Genomic DNA, 22,082 nt, shown 5'->3' with positions numbered 1-22,082 from the left:
CCGGTACGGACCCGGGCGGCCCGGTCCGCCGAGCACGGCCGCGCCGTGCTCAGGGGGCCGTGCCGTCGCAGCGGTCGGCGGCGATCGCGGTGCCCAGCGTCTCGGGCCTGCTGCTGTAGGCCAGTTCGTCCAGCGACTGGTCGGTGCAGAAGCGCGCCATCAGGTCCGAGAAGTCCGCGATCCGCTCCACCGGGGCGAGGTGGTCGGTCTCGTCGATGGTCAGGAACCGTGCCTCGGGCAGGGTCGCGGCCACGTCGCGCCCCATCTCCGGGGTGCACAGGGTGTCGTGCTCCCCGGTCACCACCAGACTCGGGACGGCCGGTACCGGCTCCGGCCGGTACCACTCGTGCCGCATCAGCCGGGTGTTGTGCTCCGCCGACTTGCTCAGCTCCTCCGGGGTCTGGCCCGCGATCTGCTGGTAGACGAGCCGGGACACGGCGGCGTGCTTGCGGACCCGGCCCGTGCCGGGGGGCGACATGAAGTGGTCGGCCAGCTCGCGGGCGATGGTCTCCGTCTCGCCCCGGTCGATCATGACGGCCCAGCGCTCCATGGCCACCGCGTAGTCGGCGGGGATCCGGGTGGTCATGCCGACGAGCATCAGCCGGGCGACCAGGTCCGGGTAGTGCTGCGCGAAGCGCACCCCCACCGCGCCGCCGTAGCAGGCCGCGATCAGGTTGACGCGCGGTACGCCGAGTTCGGTGAGCAGATGGCGGACGGTGGCGGCGAGGAAGTCGATGCCGTAGTGCGCGGGCAGGAAGTCGGCCGTCCCGTACCCGGGCAGGTCGACCGTGATCACCTGCCCCAGCGGACTCAGCCACTTCTCGTGCCGCACCCAGGAGTTGCGGTCCTGCGAGGAGCCGCCGAGCAGGAGCATCGGCTCGGTCAGCGGTTCCCCGTGGTGCACGATCCGGCAGGTGTAGCGGAAGCCGTCGAACGTCAGGTCCCGTTCCTCGACCGGGCCGTCCGCTGCTGCCTGCTCCCCGTCGGCGGTCTGCCCCGGGATGATGGGGCCCGCGCCGGGTGATGTCTGTTCCTGGGCGAGGACGGTATCGATGGACATGCTGACTCCAGAGGCTCCGGTACGTACAGGAACGTCCCTGCCTAGCAGTTGGTCACTCCGGGGCGGACATCAATGACCCGATCGTGGGCGGTTCGCGCCGTGCGGTCCGCTGATGGATTCGACACTCGTTCAGCAGGACGGCCGGGGCGCGGCCGGGGCCCGCTGTCCGGGCGGATCGATCGAATCGGGTAGATCGCGTAGATCGGTCACATCGGGCGCCGAGGTGATCGTGCGGGTGAAACCCGGGACGGTCCGGCCGTCGCCTTGACTTCGAGCGCACTCCACTTCGTAGCCTGCGCCGCATGACTACCGCACAGCACAGAATCGGTTCGGGGTTCGGCGCCCGGAGCACGGCGGCGGAGGTACTGCGCTCCATCGACCTCACCGGCCGGCTCGCCGTGGTGACCGGCGGCTACTCCGGCCTCGGCCTGGAGACCACGCGGGCGCTCGCGGGCGCCGGCGCCCGGGTCGTCGTGCCGGCCCGGCGGCCCGAGGCGGCCGCGAAGGCGCTCGACGGCATCGACGGGGTGGAGGTCGACGAGCTGGACCTCGCCGACCTCGACAGCGTCCGCGGCTTCGCCGGCCGCTTCCTCGGCTCCGGCCGCACCATCGACATCGTGATCAACAACGCCGGGATCATGGCCTGTCCCGAGACCCGGGTCGGCCCCGGCTGGGAGGCGCAGTTCGCCACCAATCACCTCGGCCACTACGCGCTCGTCAACCGGCTCTGGCCGGCGATCGAGCCCGGTGGCGCACGGGTCGTCTCGGTGTCCTCGGTGGGCCACCAGATCTCCGGCATCCGCTGGGACGACCCCTGGTTCGAGCGGGACTACGACAAGTGGCAGGCGTACGGCCAGGCGAAGACGGCCAACGCGCTGTTCGCCCTGCGGCTCGACGCGCTCGGCAGGGAGGCGGGCGTGCGCGCCTTCTCGCTCCATCCCGGTGGCATCCTCACCCCGCTCCAACGCCATCTGACCCGGGAGGAGATGGTCAGGTCCGGCTGGGTCGACGAGAACGGCGATCCGGTGAACACCGCGTTCAAGACACCGGAGCAGGGCGCGGCCACCCAGGTGTGGGCGGCGACGTCGCCCGCCCTCGCGGGCGAGGGCGGGGTCTACTGCGAGGACTGCGACATCGCGGAACCGCACGCTCCGGACGGCTCCGTCCCCGGCGGGGTGAGCGCCCACGCCACCGATCCCGAGCAGGCGGCCCGGCTGTGGCGGATGTCCGCGGAACTCACCGGGGTCGACGCGTTCGCACCGTCGTCCTGACGCCTGACGCCCGGCGCCTGCCCCCTCACCCCCGGCCCGCGGTCGCACCGCGGCGTGCCCCCCCCGCCCCGCCCGTACGGCGCGGTCGGGGGCACGCGCACGCCCGTACGGGCCCGCCGCGCGGCGCGGCGCGACCGCGACCGCGAGCCGGGCCGGGCCGGGCCCGGTGCTCAGGTGGTGCTGCGGTGGGTGAGCGTGGTGGGCAGCGTCAGCGAGCGGTGCGTGAGCGTGGGTTCGTTGATCTCGTCGAGGAGCAGCCGGGTGATCGTACGCCCCAGCTCCTCCGTCGGCTGACTCACGCTCGTCAGCGGCGGCACCGTGTGGCGCGCGACGATCGAGTCGTCGAAACCGATCACCGCCACATCCTCCGGCACCCGCCGGCCACGCTCCCGCAGTACGGTCAGCGCGCCCGCCGCCATCACGTCCGACGCGGCGAACACGGCGTCGAGACCCGGCCGGCGTTCGAGAAGTTCACGCATGGCGGCGCGCCCGCCCTCCTCGGTGAAGTCGCCCGGGGCGACCAGGGCTTCGTCCGGCGCGGGAGCGCCCTTCCGGGCGTGCGCGTCGTGCCACCCGCGCAGCCGGCTCCGGCCCACGTCCATGTCGAGCGGCCCGGTGATCGTCGCGATGACCTCACGCCCCCGGTCGAGCAGATGCCCCACGGCCTGCGCCGCGCCCCCCACGTTGTCGGACTGGACATGGCTCAGCGGCTCGTCGGGGGCGCGCCGGCCCGCCAGCACCGTCGGCATCCCCGACGTCTCCAGGAACGCGGGCAGCGGGTCGTCGCGGTGGACCGCGACCAGCAGCACCCCGTCCACCCGGCGCGCCTCCACGAACCGGATCAGCCGGTCCCGCTCGCGCTGGTCCCGGACGAGGATCAGCAGCAGCTGCATGTCGGTGTCGGCCAGCTCCGTGCTGACCCCCCGGATGACGGCCGAGAAGTACGGCTCCGACGCGAGCCGGCTCTCCGACTCCGGTATCACCAGCGCGATGCTGTCGGTCCGGCTGGTGACCAGGGATCTCGCGGCCGGATTCGGTACGTACTTGAGTTCCGCGATGGCCGTCTCCACGGCAGACCTCGCCCTGGCGCTGACCCCGGGAGCGCCGTTGACGACGCGCGAGACGGTGCCGCGGCCCACGCCCGCCAGCTGGGCCACGGCTTCAAGAGTTGGCCTCTGGCCTGGCTGTTTACGGCTGCTCATCGCGTCTCCTGACTCTTGCTCTCCCACGGCGCCGAAGCGCTCACCAGGAGATTGTGCCGACCGTCCGGTATGCCGGCGGCTCGGAGCCGGTGCCCGGACACATTCGCGCAACGGAACCGACTTCGACTCTTGACACGACCCTGTGTCTACGGAGAGTCTTCCACAACCCGTTGGGAGCGCTCCCAATTTCTCCCGGGGCGGGTCTCTCATCCAGTCGATCCTGAGCCGCAGCGGGCGCACGCCGGGGCGCCGCTGCTAGGAGGAAGCACCATGGGCATGGCCCGTCATCGCTTCGGTTCCACCCTCGCGTCCGCGACAGCGGCCGCGGTCTCGCTCGTACTCGTCGCCGGCTGTTCCAGCGGCGACGACGCGGACAAGGCGACCACCAAGGACGGCAAGACCGTCATCAGCATGGGCCTTTTCGGGGTCATGGGGTACAAGGAGAGCGGCCTCCTCGACCGCTACATGAAGGAAAACCCCACCATCAAGATCGAGGCCGATGTGGCCGGCGACGAGCAGACGTACTACACCGCGCTGCAGACGCACCTGGCGGCCGGCTCCGGTCTCAAGGACATCCAGGGGATAGAGATAGGCCGGGCCAAGGAACTGGTCGACACCCAGGCCGACAAGTTCATGGATCTGTCGAAGACCGAAGGCATCGATCACTTCCTGCCGTGGAAGCTGAGCCAGGTCACCGCCAAGGACGGCAAGCTGCTGGGGCTGGGCACGGACATCGGCCCGATGGCGGTCTGTTACCGCAAGGACCTGTTCGAGCAGGCCGGTCTGCCGACCGACCGCGAGGAGGTGGCGAAGCTGTGGGCGGGCGACTGGTCCAAGTACGTCGAGGCGGGCCGGACCTTCAAGCAGCAGTCGAAGAACAAGAAGGTCTCCTTCATGGACGCCTCCAGCGGGCTGTTCAACGCGATGATCTACGGCAGTGAGAAGCAGTTCTACGACGAGGACGGCAAGCTCATCTACCAGGACAACCCGGTGGTGAAGGACGCCTGGAACCTGGCGGTCTCGGCGTCGGACGCCAAGCTGACCGCCAAGCTGCCCCAGTTCCAGCCCGGCTGGGACCCGGGACTGGCCAACTCGACCTTCGCCTCCACCGTCTGCCCGGCCTGGATGCTCAGCCACATCAGCGAGAAGGCGGGGCCGGCGAACAAGGGCAAGTGGGATGTCGCCAAGGCGCCCAAGGGCGCCAACTGGGGCGGCGCGTTCCTCGGCGTGATGGACAAGAGCCCGGTCAAGGAAGAGGCCCAGAAGCTCGTCGCCTGGCTGACCGCGCCCGAACAGCAGGCGTTCATCTTCGAGAAGCTCGGGAACCTCCCCTCCTCGAAGACGGCGATCGACCTGCCCGCCGTCCAGAACGCCAAGTCCGAGTACTTCAGCGACGCCCCGATCGGCCAGATCTTCGGCGAGGCGGCGAAGGAGATCCCCAACAAGCAGGTCCTGGGACGCAAGGACGGCAACATCAAGGACGCGTTCTCGCAGGGACTCCAGCTCGTCGACAAGGGCAAGAGCGCCGACGAGGCGTGGAAGACGACCGACGAGCGGATCAAGAAGCTGACGCGCTGATCCGATCCCGTCGCCGGCTCCGTCCGGCCGACGTGATGTGTTCCGGCGGCCGGTGCCTCTTCCGGCCCGGCCGCCCCCCCCTCGCGGGACACGCGGCTCCCGCCGGTCCCGCGTACCGCCTCACCGCACCACCGTCACCGCACCACCGGTCAACTCCACGGAAGGAAGCCCTCGTGGCCACCTCCACCCCGGCAGCCCCCACGGGCGGGCAGCCGCACCCCGCGTCAGCCGGTCCTCCCGGGAAGGGCGGCGCGGGCGGCGGTTCCTCCCGGCAGTCGCGACGCACCCTCATCCACCGCCTCGACCTCGGGGCGATGCCCTACGGATTCATCGCCCCGTTCTTCCTCATCTTCGGGGCCTTCGGCCTTTACCCGCTGCTCTACACCTTCTGGATCTCGCTGCACCGCGTCGAGCTGTCCACGATGCACACGCGGGAGTGGCGCGGCCTCGCCAACTTCACCGATCTGCTCCAGGACGATCTGTTCTGGAACGCGCTGGCAAACACCTTCACCATCGGTGTCATCTCCACCGTGCCGCAGCTGCTGATGGCGCTCGGCCTGGCCCATCTGCTCAACTACCGGCTGCGCGGCTCCGTGTTCTTCCGGGTCGCCGCCCTCGCCCCCTACGCCACGTCGATCGGTGCCGCCGCCCTGGTCTTCACCATGCTGTTCGAGCGCGACTTCGGCATGGTCAACTGGGCGCTCGGACTCGTCGGGGTCGACTCCATCGACTGGTCGAGCGAGAAGTGGCCCGCCCAGTTCGCCATCTCCACCATCGTGATCTGGCGCTGGACCGGCTACAACGCGCTGCTCTACCTGGCCTCCATGCAGGCTATCCCGAGGGACCTCTACGAGGCGGCGGCGATCGACGGCGCCTCGCGCTGGCAGCAGTTCCGCACGGTCACCATCCCGGGCATCAGCGCCACGATCATCTTCACCATCGTGCTCTCCACGATCGGAGCCACCCAGCTCTTCGGCGAACCGCTGATCTTCGGACAGGGGCCGAACGGGGTCAGCGGCGGCGCCGACAACCAGTACCAGACGCTCGGCCTGCTGCTCTACGAAGAGGGCTGGAAGAACTACCAGATGGGACGGGCCTCCGCGATCGCCTGGGCCATGTTCCTCATCCTCATCCTCGTCTTCGTCCTCCAGCGCGTCATCGGGCGCGTCACATCCCGCAAGTCCTGACCAGGGAGCCAGCAGCCCATGACCACCGATATCGCACCGGTCCTGGCGGACGCGCAGGACCGGACCACACCCTCGCGCCCCGCCGAGCGCCGGTTCGGCCGCGCGCTGCGGCCGGGCGCGGGCCGCCAGCACCACGCCGGTCCGCTCGCCTACGTCCTGCTCGGCTTCGCCGCCCTGGTCTCCCTCTTCCCGCTGTACTGGACGATGGTGGCCGCCTCCACCGACAACACCCGGGTGACCCAGACCCCGCCGCCCTTCCTGCCGGGACCCAACCTGTTCAAGAACCTGGGCAAGGCGTGGACCGACGCCGCCATGGGCCAGGCGATGCTGAACAGCCTGATCGTCGCGGGGGTGATCGCTCTCTCGACGGTCTTCTTCGCGACCCTGGCCGGCTTCGCCTTCGCCAAGCTGCGCTTCAAGGGCCGCAATATCCTGCTGATGCTGGTCATCGGCACGATGATGGTGCCGCCGCAGCTCGGTGTCGTCCCGCTGTTCATGATGATGGCGGACCTCGGCTGGGGGCAGAAGCTGCCCTCCGTGATCTTTCCGACGCTGGTCAGCGCGGTCGGGGTGTTCTTCATGCGGCAGTACCTCAAGGAGGCGCTGCCCGACGAGCTGATCGAGGCGGGGCGGATCGACGGCGCGCACTCGCTGCGGATCTTCTGGTCCATCGTCCTGCCGATCGCCCGGCCGCCGATGGCCGTGCTGTTCATGATCACGTTCGTCCAGGCATGGAACGACTTCTTCTGGCCCTTCATCGCGCTGGACATGACGAACCCCACGATTCCGGTGGCTCTCTCCCAGCTCAGCGCGGGCTATGTCCGTGACCAGTCGGTGATCATGGCGGGCGCGCTGCTCGGCACGCTGCCCCTGCTGGCGATGTTCATCGTCTTCGGCCGTCAGATCGTCGGCGGCATCATGCAGGGCGCCGTCAAGGGCTGACCCGCCGTCAGGGCTTTCCCCCCCCGTCACCTCCACCCACGTTCCACCGTTCCCCGTACACCGTCATATCTCTGCGGAAGGACCCCCTGTGGCCACCTCCACCTCCACCGCCGCACTCACCCCCGGGCTGGTCCCGGACCCCGCGGCGCCCCTCACGTTCCCCGCCGGCTTCCTGTGGGGGACCGCGACAGCCGCCTACCAGATCGAGGGCGCCGCCCAGGAGGACGGCCGTACCCCTTCCATCTGGGACGTCTACTCCCACACCCCGGGCCGCGTGCGCAACGGCGACACCGGTGACATCGCCACCGACCACTACCACCGCTGGCCCGAGGACATCGAGATCATGTCCGGCCTCGGCGTCGGCGCGTACCGCTTCTCGGTCTCCTGGCCCCGCGTCCAGCCCACCGGGAACGGGCCCGCCTCGGTGAAGGGGCTCGACTTCTACCGGCGGCTGGCCGACGGGCTGCTGGAGAAGGGGATCCAGCCCGTCGCCACCCTCTACCACTGGGACCTGCCGCAGGAGCTGGAGGACGCGGGCGGCTGGCCCGAGCGGGACACCGCGTACCGCTTCGCCGAGTACGCCGGTCTCGTCGCGGACGCCCTCGGCGACCGGGTCACGACCTGGACGACGCTCAACGAGCCCTGGTGCAGCGCGTTCCTGGGCTACGGCTCCGGCGTCCACGCCCCGGGCCGCACCGACGCCGCCGATTCGCTGCGGGCCGCGCACCACCTCAATCTGGGGCACGGCCTCGCGGTCAAGGCGCTGCGCGAGCGGCTGCCCGCCGAAGCGCGGATCTCCGTCACGCTCAACCTGCACCACGTGCGGCCGCTGACGCCGAGTGCCGAGGACGCCGACGCGGTCCGCAGGATCGACGGCACGGCCAACCGGATCTTCACCGGCCCCATGCTGGACGGCGCCTACCCGGCGGACATCATGGAGGACACCGCGTCCGTCACCGACTGGTCGTTCGTCCAGGACGGCGACCTCGGACTCATCCACCAGCCGCTCGACTTCCTCGGCGTCAACTACTACTCGCCGACGCTCGTCTCCCACCACGAGAGCCCCTCCGTCCACCAGTCCGACGGCCACGGCGCCAGTGAGCACAGCCCCTGGCCGAGCGCCGACCGGGTCGCCTTCCACCAGACCCCCGGCAGCAGGACCGCCATGGGCTGGACGATCGACCCGAGCGGTCTGTACGAACTGCTGACGCGGGTACGGCGGGAGCACCCCGGGCTGCCCGTGATGATCACCGAGAACGGCGCGGCCTTCGACGACTACGCGGGACCCGACGGCGAGGTCCGCGACCCCGAGCGCATCGCCTATCTCCGCGACCACCTCGCGGCCGTCCACCGGGCGATCGAGGAAGGGGCCGACATCCAGGGCTACTTCCTCTGGTCGCTGCTCGACAACTTCGAGTGGGCGTACGGCTACGGCAGGCGCTTCGGGATGGTGTACGTGGACTACGCGAGCCAGCGCCGCACGCCCAAGTCCAGTGCGCACTGGTACGCCGAACTGGCCCGTACGGGCACGCTGCACCCGCGGTAGCGGGCGGGGCGGGCGGAGCGGCGGAGCCGTACAGGGGCTTCGCCGCTCCGGGCGCGTCCGGGACCGGGGACGGAGCGGCGCGGCGGCGGGTACGGGGCGGGTGCGGACCGCGCGGACCGGACCGGCTCCGGGCGGTTGATCCGGGCATGACGAGTCTTTGAGTGTCCTTGGCCAACGCATGTCCCCTTGATGAACGGTTGGTCGAAAGAGTGATCCCTTGTGTGCGGCTGCCAACCACCCGGCCCGCCGCACCCGTTCACTCACACCGCAGGGGGTTCCATGAGATCCAGCCGACCGCGCCTGCGCGCCGGACTGACCTGGGCGGCGACACTGCCGATGGTCGTCGGCGCCCTCGCACTCGGCATACCGTCCGCAGGCGCCGACACCGGACCCGCCGGACGGGACACGCTCGCCGGCACCAAGCCGCTGTGGGCGACCCGGCAGGCCGACCGGGGCAGCGCCCCCGGCTCCGGCCGGATCACCGCCCGCGTCCATCTCGCCGGCCGGGACGCCGCCGGACTCGCCCGGTACGCCGAGGCGGTGTCCGACCCCGGATCCGCCTCGTACGGCGCGTATCTGACCGCGCGCCAGGCCGAGGCCCGCTTCGGCGCCACGGCCGCCCAGCGGGCCCGCGTCACCTCCTGGCTGACCTCGGCCGGTCTGAAGGTGACCGGCTCCGACCGGCACTACGTGACGGTCAGCGGCAGCACCGCCGCCGTGGAGAAGGCGTTCTCCACCCGCCTCCACAACTACGCCAAGGACGGCCACACCTACCGCGCGCCCGAGACCACGCCCTCGGTGCCCGACTCGCTGGACGGCGCGGTCCTCACCGTCACCGGCCTCGACAACGCGCCGCACAAGGCACGCCACGACGACACGCTGCCGCCGCCCGACGAGGTCTTCCGCAACGCCGGTCCCTTCTCGACGTACTACGGATCGAGGACCGGCACGAAGCTGCCGTCGGCGTACGGCACGAAGGCCCCCTACGCGGTCAAGGGCTACACCGGCAAGCAGCTGCGCCCCGCGTACGGCGCGAAGAACTTCACCGGCAAGGGCGTCACCGTCGCCATCACCGACGCGTACGCCTCGCCCACCATCGCCCGCGACGCCGCCACCTACGCCAGGCGCAACGGCGACCAGGCGTACCGCAAGGGCCAGCTGTCCCAGGTGCTGCCCGCCGAGTACCACAGCACCGAGGAGTGCGGCGCCTCCGGCTGGTACGGCGAGGAGACCCTCGACGTCGAAGCCGTCCACGCGCTCGCGCCCGACGCCGGCATCGTCTACGTCGGCGCCGCCTCCTGCTACGACGACGACCTGCTGGACTCCCTCTCCGGAATCGTCGACGGCCGCCTCGCCGACATCGTCTCCAACTCCTGGGGCGACCTGGAGTCCAACGAGACCCCGGCCTCCGCCGCCGCCTACGACCAGGTGTTCCAGCTCGGCGCCGTCGAGGGGATCGGCTTCTACTTCTCCTCGGGCGACGACGGCGACAACGTCGCCTCCACCGGCACCAAGCAGATCGACATGCCCGCGAACTCCGCGTGGGTGACCGCCGTGGGCGGCACCTCGCTCGCCGTCGGCAAGCACGAGCCGTACCAGTGGGAGACCGGCTGGGGCACCCTCAAGGCCAACCTCTCCGCCGACGGGCGCGGCTGGACGGACTTCCCGGGCGCGTACACCTCGGGGGCCGGCGGCGGCACCAGCGCCACCGTCCCGCAGCCGTACTACCAGCGGGGCACCGTCCCCGACGCCCTCGCCAGGGCGAACGGCGGTACCCCGATGCGGACCACCCCCGACATCGCCGCCGTCGCCGACCCGAACACCGGCTTCCTCGTCGGCCAGACCCAGACCCTGCCCGACGGCACCCGGGGATACGACGAGTACCGCATCGGCGGCACGTCGCTGGCGGCACCGGTCGTCGCCGGCGTCCAGGCGCTCGCCCAGCAGGCCCGCCGCGGACTGCCGATCGGCTTCGCCAACCCCGCCATCTACCAGCGGTACGGCACGTCGGCCTACCACGACGTGACCGACCGTCCGCTGGGCGCGGGCCGACGGCTCGCGGTCGTACGGAACGACTTCGTGAACGGTCACGACGGCGCGGACGGGATCGCCACCTCGCTGCGCAGCCTCGGCCAGGACAGCTCGCTGTCCGCCGTCGTCGGATACGACGACGTGACGGGCGTGGGCAGCCCGGCGCCGGGATACGTGACCTCGTACCGCACCCGCTGACCGCACCCGCGTACCGGCCGTGGCCCCCGTATTGCCGTACGGGGGCCACCGCCCTGTCCGGCCCCGGGCCCGGCCGCCCCCGCCGGGCCCGCCGACCGGCCCCGCTCTACGCTGGTCGGACCGGACAGCGAGAGGAAGAAGGAGATCCGTGACCACCACTCCGGTCCATCCGCTCAACGACGGCGGCGCGCTGCCCGCCATCGGCCTCGGCACCTATCCGCTCGACGACACCGAGACGGAGAAGGCCGTCGCCGGGGCGCTGGCGCTCGGCTACCGGCTGATCGACACCGCGCTGAACTACGGCAACGAGACGGGCACAGGACGCGGCGTCGCAGCGAGCGCGGTGGCGCGCGAGGACATCGTCGTCACCACCAAACTCCCCGGTCGCCACCAGGGCTACCAGGAGACCCTCGCCTCGTTCGAGGAGTCCCGCGCGCGGCTCGGACTCGACTACGTCGACCTCTACCTCATCCACTGGCCGCTGCCGCGCGTGGACAAGTACGTCGCGTCGTGGAAGGCGATGATCAAGCTCCGCGAGGACGGACTAGTGCGCTCCATCGGCGTCTCCAACTTCACCGCCGAGCACCTCGCGCGGCTGGAGGACGAGACCGGCGTGCTGCCCTCGGTCAACCAGATCGAGATGCACCCGGGCTTCCCGCAGGCGCGGCTGCGCGCCACGCACGACGCCAAGGGCATCCGCACCGAGAGCTGGAGTCCGCTGGGCCGGGGCCGGGGGCTGCTGGAACAGCCGGAGATCGTGGCGATCGCCGCCGCGCACGGGGTCACCCCGGGCCAGGTGGTGCTGCGCTGGCACACCCAGCTCGGCGCGGTACCGATCCCGAAGTCCGCCGACCCCGCCCGGCAGCGGCAGAACCTGGACATCTTCGGCTTCCGGCTGACCGAGGACGAGATGGAGACGATCTCGGCCGGTCCGCACCACAGGCTCGGCGGGGACCCCGAGGTCCACGAGGAGTTCTGAACGCGGGTTCCGCGCGGTCTCCGAACGTTGCGTTGCGCGCGGCGGTGCCCGGCCCCGGGGCCGCCGCGCGCCACCGGCTCACCGCCCACGGCGCTCCCAGGCGCGCCGCTCGTCGTCGCGGGGGGCGCGTACCACGGCAGGCTCCGCGGAGCCGTACGTCATGACGGGGCGTGAGCCGTCCCAGGCCGGCCAGCCGGGGTCGCCCTTGGCGGCGAAGTCCACCCAGGCGCGGTGCATGGCGTCGGCGAGCCGTTCCGGAGCGTCCGGTCCGGTCAGCCGTACGGTCGCCGGGACCCGCAGGGTGTCGAAGACGAAGCCGATCTCCAGGCCGTGGCAGGCACCGAGCCCGCCGACCGGCGACGGCCAGCCGAACTCGTAGAAATAGGTGGCGGCGGGGGCCGCGCGGCGGGCGTCGGCGAGCCGGACGAGCGGCATACGCAGCAGCAGATCGGTGGCGAGCGCGCCGAGGATCTCCCCGGGCGACGCGCCCGGCCGGTTGGCCCGGTAGACGGCGGCTGTCCGGCCGCGTACCCCGAATCTGATCAGGGCGAGGCGCAGCGTGAGCGGGGTGATCCGGTCGATGGTTCCGCCGGGCACGAACCACAGCCGGTACTCCTCGGTGTTGGTGCCCAGCAGTAGCTCCACGTCCCCGGCCCGGCCCTCGGACAGCGCCCGCGCCGGGTCCTCGGGGAGCACGTCGCCGTCCACCACCAGATCGAAGGCCGCGCCGCCGCCCAGCGGGCTGCCGCTGACCGCCTCGCCCTGGGCGCGCAACAGCCGGGCCCGGTCCACGGCGGCGAACGCGGCGGCGGTGGCCGGGACGCCCAGCCGCGCGGCGACGCGCCGGGTGGTGCGGCGGGCCTTCGCCGGGGTCACGGCCGAGGGGACACCGCTCTGGAGCACCGCCCGGCGCAGCAGCCCGGCCGAGTACGGGGACGCCAGCATCCCGGCTATGGAGAACGCGCCGGCGGACTCCCCGAAGACGGTGACCAGGTCCGGATCGCCGCCGAACGCCGCCACGTTGCGCCGCACCCAGGCGAGGGCCGCGAGCTGGTCGCGCAGCCCCAGGTTGGCGGGGGCGTCCGGGAACATCCCGAAGCCCTCGATCCCCAGCCGGTAGTTGACCGAGACCAGCACCACACCGTCCCTGGCGAAGGCGGCGCCGTCGTACGTCTCCACGGCCGACGAGCCGTACCGCAGCGAACCCCCGTGGATCCAGACCATCACCGGCAGCCCGGCGGCGCCGGGATCGGGTGTCCACACATTGAGGTTGAGGCAGCCGTCGCCCGCCACCTCCGGATCCGGCAGCAGCTGGTCCAGCGGCGGCGCGTACGGGTTCTTGGGCGCGGTGGGGCCGAAGACGGCCGCCTCCCGTACGCCGTCCCAGGGCGCCGGGGCGGCCGGCGGGCGGAACCGGTGCGGCCCGACGGGCGGCGCCGCGTAGGGAATGCCGCGGAAGACGGCGACGGCGCCCTCCATCCGCCCGCGCACCCGGCCGTACTCGGTGGTGACGATGGGGTCCATGGCACTCCTCGTCTGTCCTGCGGCCCGGTGTCCGAGCGCTGCCCGGGGCGGGCCGGCCGGCGCGTCGCCGTGTCGACGCGCCCACATACCGGCACCCTTTCCTGCCGCCGCGTCCGCGACACGTCGTACCCCTACGTGTCCCCCTGCGTCCGGATCACCCTGGCGCTGCTGGTGGCGGGGGCGGGGGCGAGAGGCGCGGACCGGGGCCGGGGCGAGCGCCACTCGATGAGCAGCAGGCTGGCGTCGTCGCGCAGCACGTTCTTCTGGAGATCGAGGACCGAGTGGATGATCCGGCGCAGCGCCTCCGGCGCCAGCTCGCCGGCCGCCGCGCCCCGGATGATCGAATCGGTGAAGCGGCGGAGTCCGAACTCCGTGCCGCCCTCGATCCGGGACTCCGTCACCCCGTCCGTGTACAGCAGCACCCGGTCGCCGGGTTCCAGCACCACCTCGTAGGCCGCGCGCGGCTCGGTGGCGAACTGGGCGGGCAGCCCCATCGGCGGCTGCGGAGTGCGCTCCAGCGCCGCGTCCACCACCTGCTGGCCCCGGATCAGCAGCGGCGGCGGATGGCCGCAGTTGCACCAGCGGAAGATCCCCTCCGTCAGGTCCAACTGGGTGACGATGCCGGTGCAGTACTGGTCGGGCAGCCACCGGCCGAGCGCCTGGTCGATCGTGTCGACCAGCTCCGGCAGCTCGGCGCCGGCCCGACGGGCGTTGCGGCAGCCCGCCAGGGCCACCGAGGTGGTCAGCCCCGAGGCCAGGTTGTGGCCCATGGCGTCGAAGATCGCGGCGTGCAGGGTCGACTGGGTCAGGGAGTGGTCGAAGGCGTCGCCGCCGATGTGGTAGGCGGGCTCCAGCACGGCCGTGGAGACGGCGTGTTCGCTGCCGATGGTCCGTGGCGGGAGCAGGGCGCGGAGCATCTCCGCGGGCAGATCCATCGGTTCGGTGCGCGAGTGCCGGGCGAAGCTGTCGCTGTACGCGCGCTTCGAGGTGATCGCCATGGCCAGTACGGAGGCGAGCATCCGGCTGCGCCGCAGCCTCACCGGGTCCAGCACGACCGTCCGCACGCCGAGGATCCCGAGCCGTTCCACCCCGTCGACCAGCGGCAGCCAGGCGGTGAGCGCGCCGTCGCCGCACTCCTCGACCCGCAGATCGAGCGTCCGGTAGGTCCAGCCCGCGACCGAGGCGTCCAGGTCGATCACGGGCAGCCCGTGGGTGAGCGGCACCAGATGCCGCTGCTGGATGTCGACGAGATAGATGACGACGCTCTCCAGACCGATGGCGGTCGCGCACCGGTTCACCACCCCGGGCAGGTCCATCGGGGCCGCCGTGTGCGCCTCGGCCAGCAGTTTTTCGAGCAGCCGTTCGTCGAGGTCCTCCCGCTCGGCCGCGCCGGAAGATTCGCTCGCCATGCGATCAACTCCTCAACTGAAGTCTCACACCACCGCGCCGGAATCGCCCGCCGTCCCGGGGCACGGATCGGCTCCGGATGCCGTCTTCCCGGAGAGAGCGGACGCTCTCCGTATATCGGGGTATAAGTACGCCCGGGTATACGTACGACGTGGAGGGGCAGGTGGACCGTATGTCCGATCACTTCCAGATCCCCAGGACGACCGACCAGGACGCGCAGGACCGGCACGCGCGGGACCAGCACGCGCAGGACCGGCCGGGAACCCGTGCGGCGGCAGCACGGGCGGCCCGGCGGCCCCCGAGGACCGGCCGGGCGTGGCGCGCGGGCACGATGGCGGTGACCGCGACGGTGCTCGCCGTCGCGACGGCCGCGTGCGGCGCCGGTGGCACGTCGGGCGGCGGCGCGGCGGCCGGCTCCGACAGTCCGGCCACCGCGAGCGCCGAATCCCCCACGACCGGTGCCTCCGACGCGCCCGACTCGTCCGGGACCTCCGCGCAGTCGGCGGCCAGCCCCGGCACCGAACCGGGTGCCGGTACGGCGAGCGGCGGCGCGAAGGCCACCACCGCGTCGCGGTGCACGGCGGACCAGCTCGGGATCAGCCTCGGCCCCCCCGACGTGGGCGCCGGAAACATCCGCTACGACCTGCGCCTCGTCAACAAGGCGTCGAGCGCCTGTACGCTCCAGGGCTTCCCGGGCGTCTCGCTCCTCGCGGGCGACGGCGCGCCCATCGGCAAGCCGGCCACCCGCGAGGGCGGACAGCTGGGCGCCGTCAGGCTCGCGCCCGGAGGCGCCGCGCAGACCACGCTGCACACGCTGAACAAGGGCATCAAGGGATCGTCCTGCTGGGCCGCGCCGAGCCTGATCAAGATCTATCCGCCGGGCTCCAAGGACGCCATGACGCTGAGTACGTCCAAGCCCGTCGTCTGCGGTGACACCTTCACCGTGACGGCGATGCGGGCGGGGTGACGGGCACACGCGCGGCGGCCGGTCAGCCCGCGGCGCGCGGTCACGACTGGCCGAAGACCTGCGCCCAGTAGGTGCCGGACGGGCCGCCGCCCGCGAAACCCGTGCCCAGGTGGGTGAAGTCCGGCTTGAGGATGTTGGCCCGGTGACCCGGACTGTCCATCCAGCCCCGGACCACCTCGCGCGCGGTGCGCTGGCCGCAGGCGATGTTCTCGCCGATGCCCCGGTGGGCGGCCCCGGCCGCCGCCGCGCGGTCCCACGGCTGGAGCCCCTCGGGCGAGGTGTGCGCGTAGAAGGCGCGCGCGGCCATGTCGGCGCAGTGGTCCTGCGCCGCGACCGCCAGCCGGGCGTCACCGGCCAGCGGCCTGAGCCCGGCGGCGGTCCGCTCCGCGTTGGTGAGCACGACGATCTCGGCCGCGGTCGCGGCCAGCCCGTCGGCCGTGCAGGGCCCCGCCCACAGCGCCGTCCAGTAGAAGTCGCCGGAGCGCGGATCGACCGCGTGACCGATGCCCGCCTCGGTGAGCGTGGCATCGCGCAGCGGACCACGGGTCGCCTCGCCGCCCAGGCAGTAGTCCACGAACTCGGCCGGGGTGCGGGGACCGGAGACCAGATGCTGCTCCAGGCGCAGATAGCGGTATCCGCCCGCGGTGATCCGCTGGAAGACGGAGATCCCGTCCGGCCCCCGCGCGTCGAGCCGCCGCTGCCGCGCCATCGCCGCCGCGTGGTCCCGCGCCGCCGCCGACAGCCGCGCGTCCATGGCCACCGGCGCCACGCCCGCCCGCTGCCGCTCGGCCCGGACGAGCCCGGCGAACTCCGCTTCCGTACCGGCCGGCGGGCCGCCGTGCGCGGAACCGGAACCCGACCGGGACCCGGGACCCGGCGGAACGGGCCGTGAAGGGGCGGGGCGCGACGGCGCGGGCCCGGCCGGCGCCGGTCCCGACCGTACCGGCCCCGCCGGTGGCGGCCCGGCGACCTCCTCCGCCACGTCCACGCCGAAGTCACGCGCGAGTCCGGCCAGTCCGTCCGCGTATCCCTGCCCCAGCGCCCGCAGCTTCCAGCCGCCGCCGCGCCGGTATATCTCCGCCAGCAGCAGCACCGTCTCGTGCGCCGGGCGCGGGGGAGTGAACCGCGCGACGGTCCCCGGGCCCGGCCCGGTGACGGTGAGGGTGGGGACGGGCAGCAGGCCGAGCGCCGTACCCGGGTCGGCCGGGCTGATCACCACGGTGATCCGGCTCGCCCCGGCCCGCAGCCGCCGCGGGTCCACCCGGACACCGTCCGCCTCCAGCCTGGCCCCGGGGGCCGAAGGCTGGTTGTAGAAGACGAAGTCGCCGTCACCGGCGACCCTTCCGCTGTCGCCGGTGACGAGCACGGACAGGTCGAAAGGACCCGGCACCCGTATCGACAGCTCTCCGTCCGGCAGGGCCAGATTGCCCCCGGCCGTCATCTCGGTCATCGGCACCGTCCGTCCCTCCGTACCGTCGCGGACCAGCGCCGCCCGCGCGACGCTGCTCAGGCAACGTCGCGCGGGGGTCCGGCGGTTCCGCGCGGCCGTCAGTCCGGCCGGCCCGCACGAGCGGGCCGTCAGTGGGAGCAGGAATCCCGGGCCATCTTGCCGGGGTTGCTGTCCGCGCTGCCCCAGGCGGCGGCGTTCGCGTCGAACTTCTGCTGGAGCGCGCTGTCCTTGGCGACCTCCACCAGGCCGCCGCCCTGGTCGGCCCAGGACGGGTAGTCGGCGTGCCGGTACTCATCGGTGTAGGCGGAGATCACGTCCTTGCGGCCGCCCTGGTTGTTGTACATCGAGTGGCTTCCGAACCCCACGAAGATCCGGGGGTGCTCCAGCCCCTTGGCCGCGTGTCCCCGGTCGCGGTTCCAGCTCTCCGCGTCCGCCCACGACACGACGCGGTGGCCGCCGTGCGCGCTCAGCAGCAGCCGGTCCCTGGTCCAGTCGGTGCCGTTCTTGCGCCAGACCACCTCGACGTGCTCGAAGTCGTGCCGGTGTCCCGACGGCTGGAAGCCGCTGGTGGCCTGGTAGATGGTGAAGACGACGCGTATCTCGTCGGCGGAGCACTTCTGGACGGTGTAGTACGTGGGGAACGGCGCTCCGTGCGGAGCGCAACCGCCGTCGCTGTTCGGCCAGTTCTGCACGCTGCCGCCGGCGGCCGGAGCGCCGTCGGCGCCGAAGGCGGACTCGGGCCAGCAGGGGTCGTTGTTGTTGGCGCGGGCGAAGTTCCACTGGGGTACGGACGCGGCGGCGAAGTCCTGGAGGGTGGCCGGGCCTTCGGGGAGGGGTTCATTGGCCGCCGCGCCCTGCGCGGGCAGGAGGAGCAGTCCCGCGATCAGTGACGCGGCGGTGAGTGAACCGGTCAGGAAGCGGCGGGGGCGGTGTGACATCGAATCTCCTCGTGCTCAGGGGGAAGCATGCGGCCTGCGATGTATCCGTGCCTGGTGGGGCACCGGCAACAGGGTAGGGACGTCGAACTCCCTGAACCAGGGCCCCCCTTCGGGCGGCGGAGCCGCGGTCGGCGGCTGGCCGGAATGACGACCGGGAGAAGTCGGGGCATCAGTGGAGATTCGCCCCATTCGGTCACGCCACGTGGAGCACCTTTATCAACAAGTGATCGGACCGGTGTTTGTGAAGGCGGGTTATGGCCATAGTGTCGCCACCATAAACACACGGCTTCTGCACATTTCTGACACGGGGTGGAGGGCGCACCGCTCATGCAGGGCACCATCGATGGATTCAATTACGGAGCCGTCACTCCTGTGGCGGCCTATCTCATGGCCTGCCTGGGCTCGGCCCTGGGGCTTCGCTGCACCACCAGGTCGCTGCGTACCGAGCGCTCCTGGAAACCCGGATGGCTGGCGCTCGGCGCGACGTCCATCGGCTCGGGCATCTGGACGATGCACTTCATCGCCATGATCGGATTCCAGGTGGAGGAGGTGTCGATCGGGTACGACGTGCCGACGACCCTCGCCAGCCTCGCGGTGGCGATCGTCGTGGTCGGCGTCGGGGTCTTCATCGTGGGGTACCGGGGCGCGTCCCGGGGGGCGCTGATCAGCGCGGGCACCATCACCGGTCTCGGGGTGGCGGCCATGCATTACATCGGTATGGCGGGAATGCGTCTGCACGGACGGATGGAGTACGACACCGCGATCGTGGTGCTCTCCGTGGTGATCGCCGTCGTCGCCGCGACCGCCGCGCTCTGGGCGGCCGTGTCGATCCACGGTTTCCTCCCGAGCCTCGGGGCGAGCATGGTGATGGGTATCGCGGTGACCGGCATGCACTACACGGGGATGGCCGCGATCAGCGTGCATCTCCAGGGCCTCACCCGGGTCTCGGCGGGCGGCGGTTCGGCCTCGTCGATCATGTTCCCGATGCTGCTCGGCCCGGTGGTCTTCCTGGTGCTGGCGGGTGTGGTGGTGATGTTCGACCCGCTGCTGGTCCTCGGTGAGGGGGAGTGGGACCGGCCGGAGGCGAAGTCGGTACGGAAGGACGCGCCGGCCCGCCCGGTGTGGCCGCCGGCCTATGACGCGGCCACGGACCACCGGCCCCCGCCGGCGCCGCTCACGGGGCCGGGACGCCACCAGGGCTCGCAGGACGCCCGCGACTGGTAGCCGGGCCCCTGCCCGGTACGGTCACGGGCCACCGCGCCCCGGCCCGACCGCCGCACGACCCGCGCCGCCCCGTGACCGTACGGGGCGGCGCGGGTCGTGTTCGACGGACGGCCGGTGAACCGGGAGGTCAGGAGGCCGGCAGGTCGGAGGTCGGCGGGTCGGCGGGTCGGTCGGTCAGCCGTTCGGCCGGTCGTCGGCGCCGATGGACTCCCGCAGCCGCGCGTTGGCCATGCGCATGTGCTCGGCCATGGCCTCGTTGGCCGCGTCGGGGTCGCGGTCGCGGATGGCGGTCAGGACGGCGTCGTGCTCGCACAGGGTGCCGCTCACCGTCCCCTCCAGATCGCTGACCCGTTCCATCCACACCTGCAACAGCGCCCTGATGCTGTGCAGGATGTCGCTGAGCACCGAGTTGCCGGCGATGGTCGCCGTCTCCAGATGGAAGGCGATGTCCGCGTCGATGAACGACGCGGCGTCCGTCCCCGCGTTCCGCATCCGGCGCAGATGGTCCTCCAGCCGGACGACGTCCTCGTCGGTGGCGCGTTCCGCCGCCAGCCGCGCCGAGACCCCCTCCAGGTGTGTCCGCACCTCGACCAGGTCCTGGGTGCGCCGCTGGCCCAGCATGAGGCCCCAGTTGATGGCGCGCGGCAGGAACTCCGAGGTCCCCTCGCGCACGTAGGAACCCGAGCCGGGGCGGATCTCCACGATGCCGAGCACATCGAGCGCCGAGAGGGCGCCCCGCACGCTGGAGCGCGCGACGCCCAGCGCCTCGGCGAGCTGTCGCTCGGCGGGCAGCCGGGTGCCGGGCTTGATGTCACCGGCGGACAGATGGTCGAGGAGCCGCTTGGCGACCTCGCTGACCGAGGACTCGCGTACGACGGGGCGTAGTAGCTGGGCGAGATCCGGCGAGGCGGACGCGGGCTGATCGGGCTGACTGGTCACGGTCACCAGTACACCAGATGGGTGTTCCCGCTGTTCAGGGACGTCCTGAGTCGTCCCATTCTCGGCCGTCGGACGTTGTTGTCAAGAGAGATCCAGGTCACATAAAGAGTGACCCTCGCCACATTGGTCAATTGGTGACCAATTTTCTTCTGGGGGTTACGTTGAAGACACATCAGCCGGTCGAGCGGGTGCCGCTCTCTTCGCGCCACGATCGCTGCCGACTATGACCCGAGTCCGGACAGAGCTGTCCGGCGCAGCCGAGGGAGTCACCATGGGTGCCACCGCCGCGCCTCCATCCGCCGTGGAGAGATCAGCCATCAGGAAGGTCTCGATCCGGCTCGTCCCCTTCGTGGCCCTGATGTTCTTCGTGAACTATCTGGACCGCACCGCCGTCTCCTTCGCGGAGCCGAACGGCATGGGGCAGGACCTGGCGCTCACAGCGGCGCAGTTCGGATTCGCCTCCGGGGTCTTCTTCATCGGATACATCGTTCTCGAAGTCCCCAGCAACATGGCGCTGCACCGCTTCGGCGCCCGCCGCTGGCTCGCCAGGATCATGGTGACCTGGGGCATCGTGTCCCTGCTGTTCACCTGGGTGCAGAGCAGCGAACAGCTGTACGGCCTGCGCTTCCTGCTCGGTGTCGCCGAGGCGGGCTTCTTCCCGGGCGCGATCCTCTTCCTGAGCCAGTGGGTGCCCACCCGGCACCGTACGAAGGTGCTCGCCCTCTTCTACCTCGCGCAGCCGCTCACCACCGTCATCGGAGCCCCGCTCGCCGGCTGGCTGATCGGCCACCACGGACTGTTCGGCCTTGAGGGCTGGCGCGTGATGTTCCTGTTCGTGTCGATCCCCGCGATCCTCCTGGGCGTCGTCGCCTGGTTCTACCTGATCGACCGTCCCGCCGACGCCAAGTGGCTGAACGCCGCCGAGAAGGAGTGGCTGACCTCCGAGCTGGCCGCCGAGAACGCCACCAAGACGGGCAGCACGGAGAGCAGCCACGGCCGCGAGGCGCTGAAGGAAGCCTTCCGCAGCGGCCGGGTCTGGGTCCTCGCGATGGTCTACTTCGGATTCATCTACGGCCTGTACGCGCTCGCCTTCTTCCTGCCGACGATCATCGAGGGCTTCCAGGAGAGCTTCGGCACGTCGTTCAGCGTGATGGACAAGGCGCTGATCACCGCCATCCCCTATCTCCCGGCAGCCGTCGTCCTCTTCTTCTGGTCGCGGAACGCGACCCGGCACGGAACGCGGACCTGGCACGTCGCGGGCCCCGCCGTCATCGGCGGTATCTCGATCCCGCTCGCCCTCTACATGGACTCACCGGCCGCGACCATCGCCGTGATCACCGTGACGGCGTGCTCGATCTTCGCCGCGCTGCCCGTCTTCTGGTCGATCCCCTCCCGGTTCCTGACCGGTGCCGCCGCCGCCGCGGGCATCGCGCTGATCAACACGGCCGGCAACATCGCGGGCTTCGCCGCCGGCTACATCACGGGCTGGCTGAAGGACTTCAGCGGCAGCTACACCCTCTCCATGTTCGTCGTGGGCGGCTTCATGCTGCTGTCCGCGGTGCTCATGGTGGTCCTTGCCAGGCGCCGGCCCGCCGACCCCTCCGACCCCGCGGACCAGCCGCTTCTTGAGGTGCACTGA

The 22,082-nt window shown here is 71.6% G+C and carries 17 protein-coding genes; 10 read left to right on the top strand and 7 right to left on the bottom strand.

Features of this window, described 5'->3' with window-relative positions:
* Positions 1-49: 49 nt before the first annotated feature.
* Positions 50-1,060: an alpha/beta fold hydrolase gene (locus tag OG627_RS01030; RefSeq protein WP_329060443.1), complete on the bottom strand. Its 1,011-nt coding sequence runs from the start codon at positions 1,058-1,060 to the stop codon at positions 50-52.
* Positions 1,061-1,362: 302 nt separating this feature from the next.
* Between OG627_RS01030 and OG627_RS01025 the strand changes: the two genes are divergently transcribed.
* Positions 1,363-2,331, top strand: coding sequence for an SDR family NAD(P)-dependent oxidoreductase (locus OG627_RS01025; RefSeq protein WP_329060441.1), 969 nt, complete (start codon positions 1,363-1,365; stop codon positions 2,329-2,331).
* Positions 2,332-2,501: 170 nt separating this feature from the next.
* Here the strand turns inward: OG627_RS01025 and OG627_RS01020 are convergent, their stop codons facing one another.
* On the bottom strand, positions 2,502-3,533 hold the full coding sequence (locus tag OG627_RS01020) for a LacI family DNA-binding transcriptional regulator (protein ID WP_329060438.1): 1,032 nt from the start codon (positions 3,531-3,533) through the stop codon (positions 2,502-2,504).
* Positions 3,534-3,809: 276 nt separating this feature from the next.
* Here OG627_RS01020 and OG627_RS01015 point away from each other — a divergent pair, with 276 nt between their 5' ends.
* The 6 genes from OG627_RS01015 (at position 3,810) to OG627_RS00990 (ending at position 11,994) form a co-directional block, all read left to right on the top strand.
* Positions 3,810-5,111, top strand: a complete 1,302-nt coding sequence (locus OG627_RS01015) for an ABC transporter substrate-binding protein (RefSeq protein WP_329060436.1) — start codon at positions 3,810-3,812, stop codon at positions 5,109-5,111.
* A 173-nt stretch (positions 5,112-5,284) separates the two neighbouring features.
* Positions 5,285-6,298: a carbohydrate ABC transporter permease gene (locus tag OG627_RS01010; protein ID WP_233518076.1), complete on the top strand. Its 1,014-nt coding sequence runs from the start codon at positions 5,285-5,287 to the stop codon at positions 6,296-6,298.
* A gap of 18 nt (positions 6,299-6,316) precedes the next feature.
* Complete coding sequence (locus OG627_RS01005) at positions 6,317-7,240, top strand: carbohydrate ABC transporter permease (protein ID WP_329060431.1); 924 nt, start codon at positions 6,317-6,319, stop codon at positions 7,238-7,240.
* Positions 7,241-7,367: 127 nt separating this feature from the next.
* The gene (locus OG627_RS01000) at positions 7,368-8,786 is read left to right on the top strand and encodes a GH1 family beta-glucosidase (RefSeq protein WP_329072250.1); all 1,419 of its coding nucleotides are present in this window, start codon (positions 7,368-7,370) and stop codon (positions 8,784-8,786) included.
* A 279-nt stretch (positions 8,787-9,065) separates the two neighbouring features.
* On the top strand, positions 9,066-11,015 hold the full coding sequence (locus OG627_RS00995; protein WP_329060429.1) for a S53 family peptidase: 1,950 nt from the start codon (positions 9,066-9,068) through the stop codon (positions 11,013-11,015).
* A 148-nt stretch (positions 11,016-11,163) separates the two neighbouring features.
* Entirely contained in the window at positions 11,164-11,994 is an 831-nt protein-coding gene (locus OG627_RS00990) for an aldo/keto reductase (RefSeq protein WP_329060427.1), read from the top strand.
* A 78-nt stretch (positions 11,995-12,072) separates the two neighbouring features.
* Here OG627_RS00990 and OG627_RS00985 read toward each other — a convergent pair whose 3' ends face one another.
* Positions 12,073-13,518 carry a carboxylesterase/lipase family protein gene (locus OG627_RS00985; RefSeq protein ID WP_329060425.1) on the bottom strand — a complete coding sequence of 482 codons (1,446 nt, stop codon included), beginning with the start codon at positions 13,516-13,518 and terminating at the stop codon, positions 12,073-12,075.
* A gap of 131 nt (positions 13,519-13,649) precedes the next feature.
* A complete protein-coding gene (locus OG627_RS00980; RefSeq protein WP_329060423.1) occupies positions 13,650-14,927 on the bottom strand; it encodes a PP2C family protein-serine/threonine phosphatase in 1,278 nt (425 codons plus the stop codon).
* Between the two features lie 170 nt (positions 14,928-15,097).
* Between OG627_RS00980 and OG627_RS00975 the strand changes: the two genes are divergently transcribed.
* A complete protein-coding gene (locus OG627_RS00975) occupies positions 15,098-15,892 on the top strand; it encodes a DUF4232 domain-containing protein (protein WP_329060421.1) in 795 nt (264 codons plus the stop codon).
* A 40-nt stretch (positions 15,893-15,932) separates the two neighbouring features.
* Here the strand turns inward: OG627_RS00975 and OG627_RS00970 are convergent, their stop codons facing one another.
* Together OG627_RS00970 and OG627_RS00965 are read right to left on the bottom strand one after the other, a co-directional pair.
* On the bottom strand, positions 15,933-17,342 hold the full coding sequence (locus OG627_RS00970) for a CAP domain-containing protein (protein ID WP_329060420.1): 1,410 nt from the start codon (positions 17,340-17,342) through the stop codon (positions 15,933-15,935).
* Between the two features lie 128 nt (positions 17,343-17,470).
* Positions 17,471-18,280 (bottom strand): NPP1 family protein, encoded by an 810-nt coding sequence (locus OG627_RS00965; protein ID WP_329060418.1) that lies wholly within the window; start codon positions 18,278-18,280, stop codon positions 17,471-17,473.
* Positions 18,281-18,607: 327 nt separating this feature from the next.
* Between OG627_RS00965 and OG627_RS00960 the strand changes: the two genes are divergently transcribed.
* Positions 18,608-19,504 carry an MHYT domain-containing protein gene (locus OG627_RS00960; protein WP_329060416.1) on the top strand — a complete coding sequence of 299 codons (897 nt, stop codon included), beginning with the start codon at positions 18,608-18,610 and terminating at the stop codon, positions 19,502-19,504.
* A 174-nt stretch (positions 19,505-19,678) separates the two neighbouring features.
* Here OG627_RS00960 and OG627_RS00955 read toward each other — a convergent pair whose 3' ends face one another.
* Positions 19,679-20,449: a FadR/GntR family transcriptional regulator gene (locus OG627_RS00955; protein WP_329060414.1), complete on the bottom strand. Its 771-nt coding sequence runs from the start codon at positions 20,447-20,449 to the stop codon at positions 19,679-19,681.
* A 265-nt stretch (positions 20,450-20,714) separates the two neighbouring features.
* Between OG627_RS00955 and OG627_RS00950 the strand changes: the two genes are divergently transcribed.
* Positions 20,715-22,082, top strand: a complete 1,368-nt coding sequence (locus OG627_RS00950; RefSeq protein WP_329060412.1) for an MFS transporter — start codon at positions 20,715-20,717, stop codon at positions 22,080-22,082.

Source organism: Streptomyces sp. NBC_01429 (genome assembly GCF_036231945.1).
Taxonomy (GTDB): Bacteria; Actinomycetota; Actinomycetes; order Streptomycetales; family Streptomycetaceae; genus Streptomyces.
This window is presented reverse-complemented; position numbering and strand designations above follow the sequence as displayed.

Bases quoted from the DNA above. Each gene is read 5' to 3' on its own strand.
- OG627_RS01030 (WP_329060443.1), bottom strand. From the start codon at position 1,060: ATGTCCATCGATACCGTCCTCGCCCAGGAACAGACATCACCCGGCGCG.
- OG627_RS01025 (WP_329060441.1), top strand. From the start codon at position 1,363: ATGACTACCGCACAGCACAGAATCGGTTCGGGGTTCGGCGCCCGGAGC.
- OG627_RS01020 (WP_329060438.1), bottom strand. From the start codon at position 3,533: ATGAGCAGCCGTAAACAGCCAGGCCAGAGGCCAACTCTTGAAGCCGTG.
- OG627_RS01015 (WP_329060436.1), top strand. From the start codon at position 3,810: ATGGCCCGTCATCGCTTCGGTTCCACCCTCGCGTCCGCGACAGCGGCC.
- OG627_RS01005 (WP_329060431.1), top strand. From the start codon at position 6,317: ATGACCACCGATATCGCACCGGTCCTGGCGGACGCGCAGGACCGGACC.
- OG627_RS00995 (WP_329060429.1), top strand. From the start codon at position 9,066: ATGAGATCCAGCCGACCGCGCCTGCGCGCCGGACTGACCTGGGCGGCG.
- OG627_RS00985 (WP_329060425.1), bottom strand. From the start codon at position 13,518: ATGGACCCCATCGTCACCACCGAGTACGGCCGGGTGCGCGGGCGGATG.
- OG627_RS00980 (WP_329060423.1), bottom strand. From the start codon at position 14,927: ATGGCGAGCGAATCTTCCGGCGCGGCCGAGCGGGAGGACCTCGACGAA.
- OG627_RS00975 (WP_329060421.1), top strand. From the start codon at position 15,098: ATGTCCGATCACTTCCAGATCCCCAGGACGACCGACCAGGACGCGCAG.
- OG627_RS00970 (WP_329060420.1), bottom strand. From the start codon at position 17,342: ATGACCGAGATGACGGCCGGGGGCAATCTGGCCCTGCCGGACGGAGAG.
- OG627_RS00965 (WP_329060418.1), bottom strand. From the start codon at position 18,280: ATGTCACACCGCCCCCGCCGCTTCCTGACCGGTTCACTCACCGCCGCG.
- OG627_RS00960 (WP_329060416.1), top strand. From the start codon at position 18,608: ATGCAGGGCACCATCGATGGATTCAATTACGGAGCCGTCACTCCTGTG.
- OG627_RS00950 (WP_329060412.1), top strand. From the start codon at position 20,715: ATGGGTGCCACCGCCGCGCCTCCATCCGCCGTGGAGAGATCAGCCATC.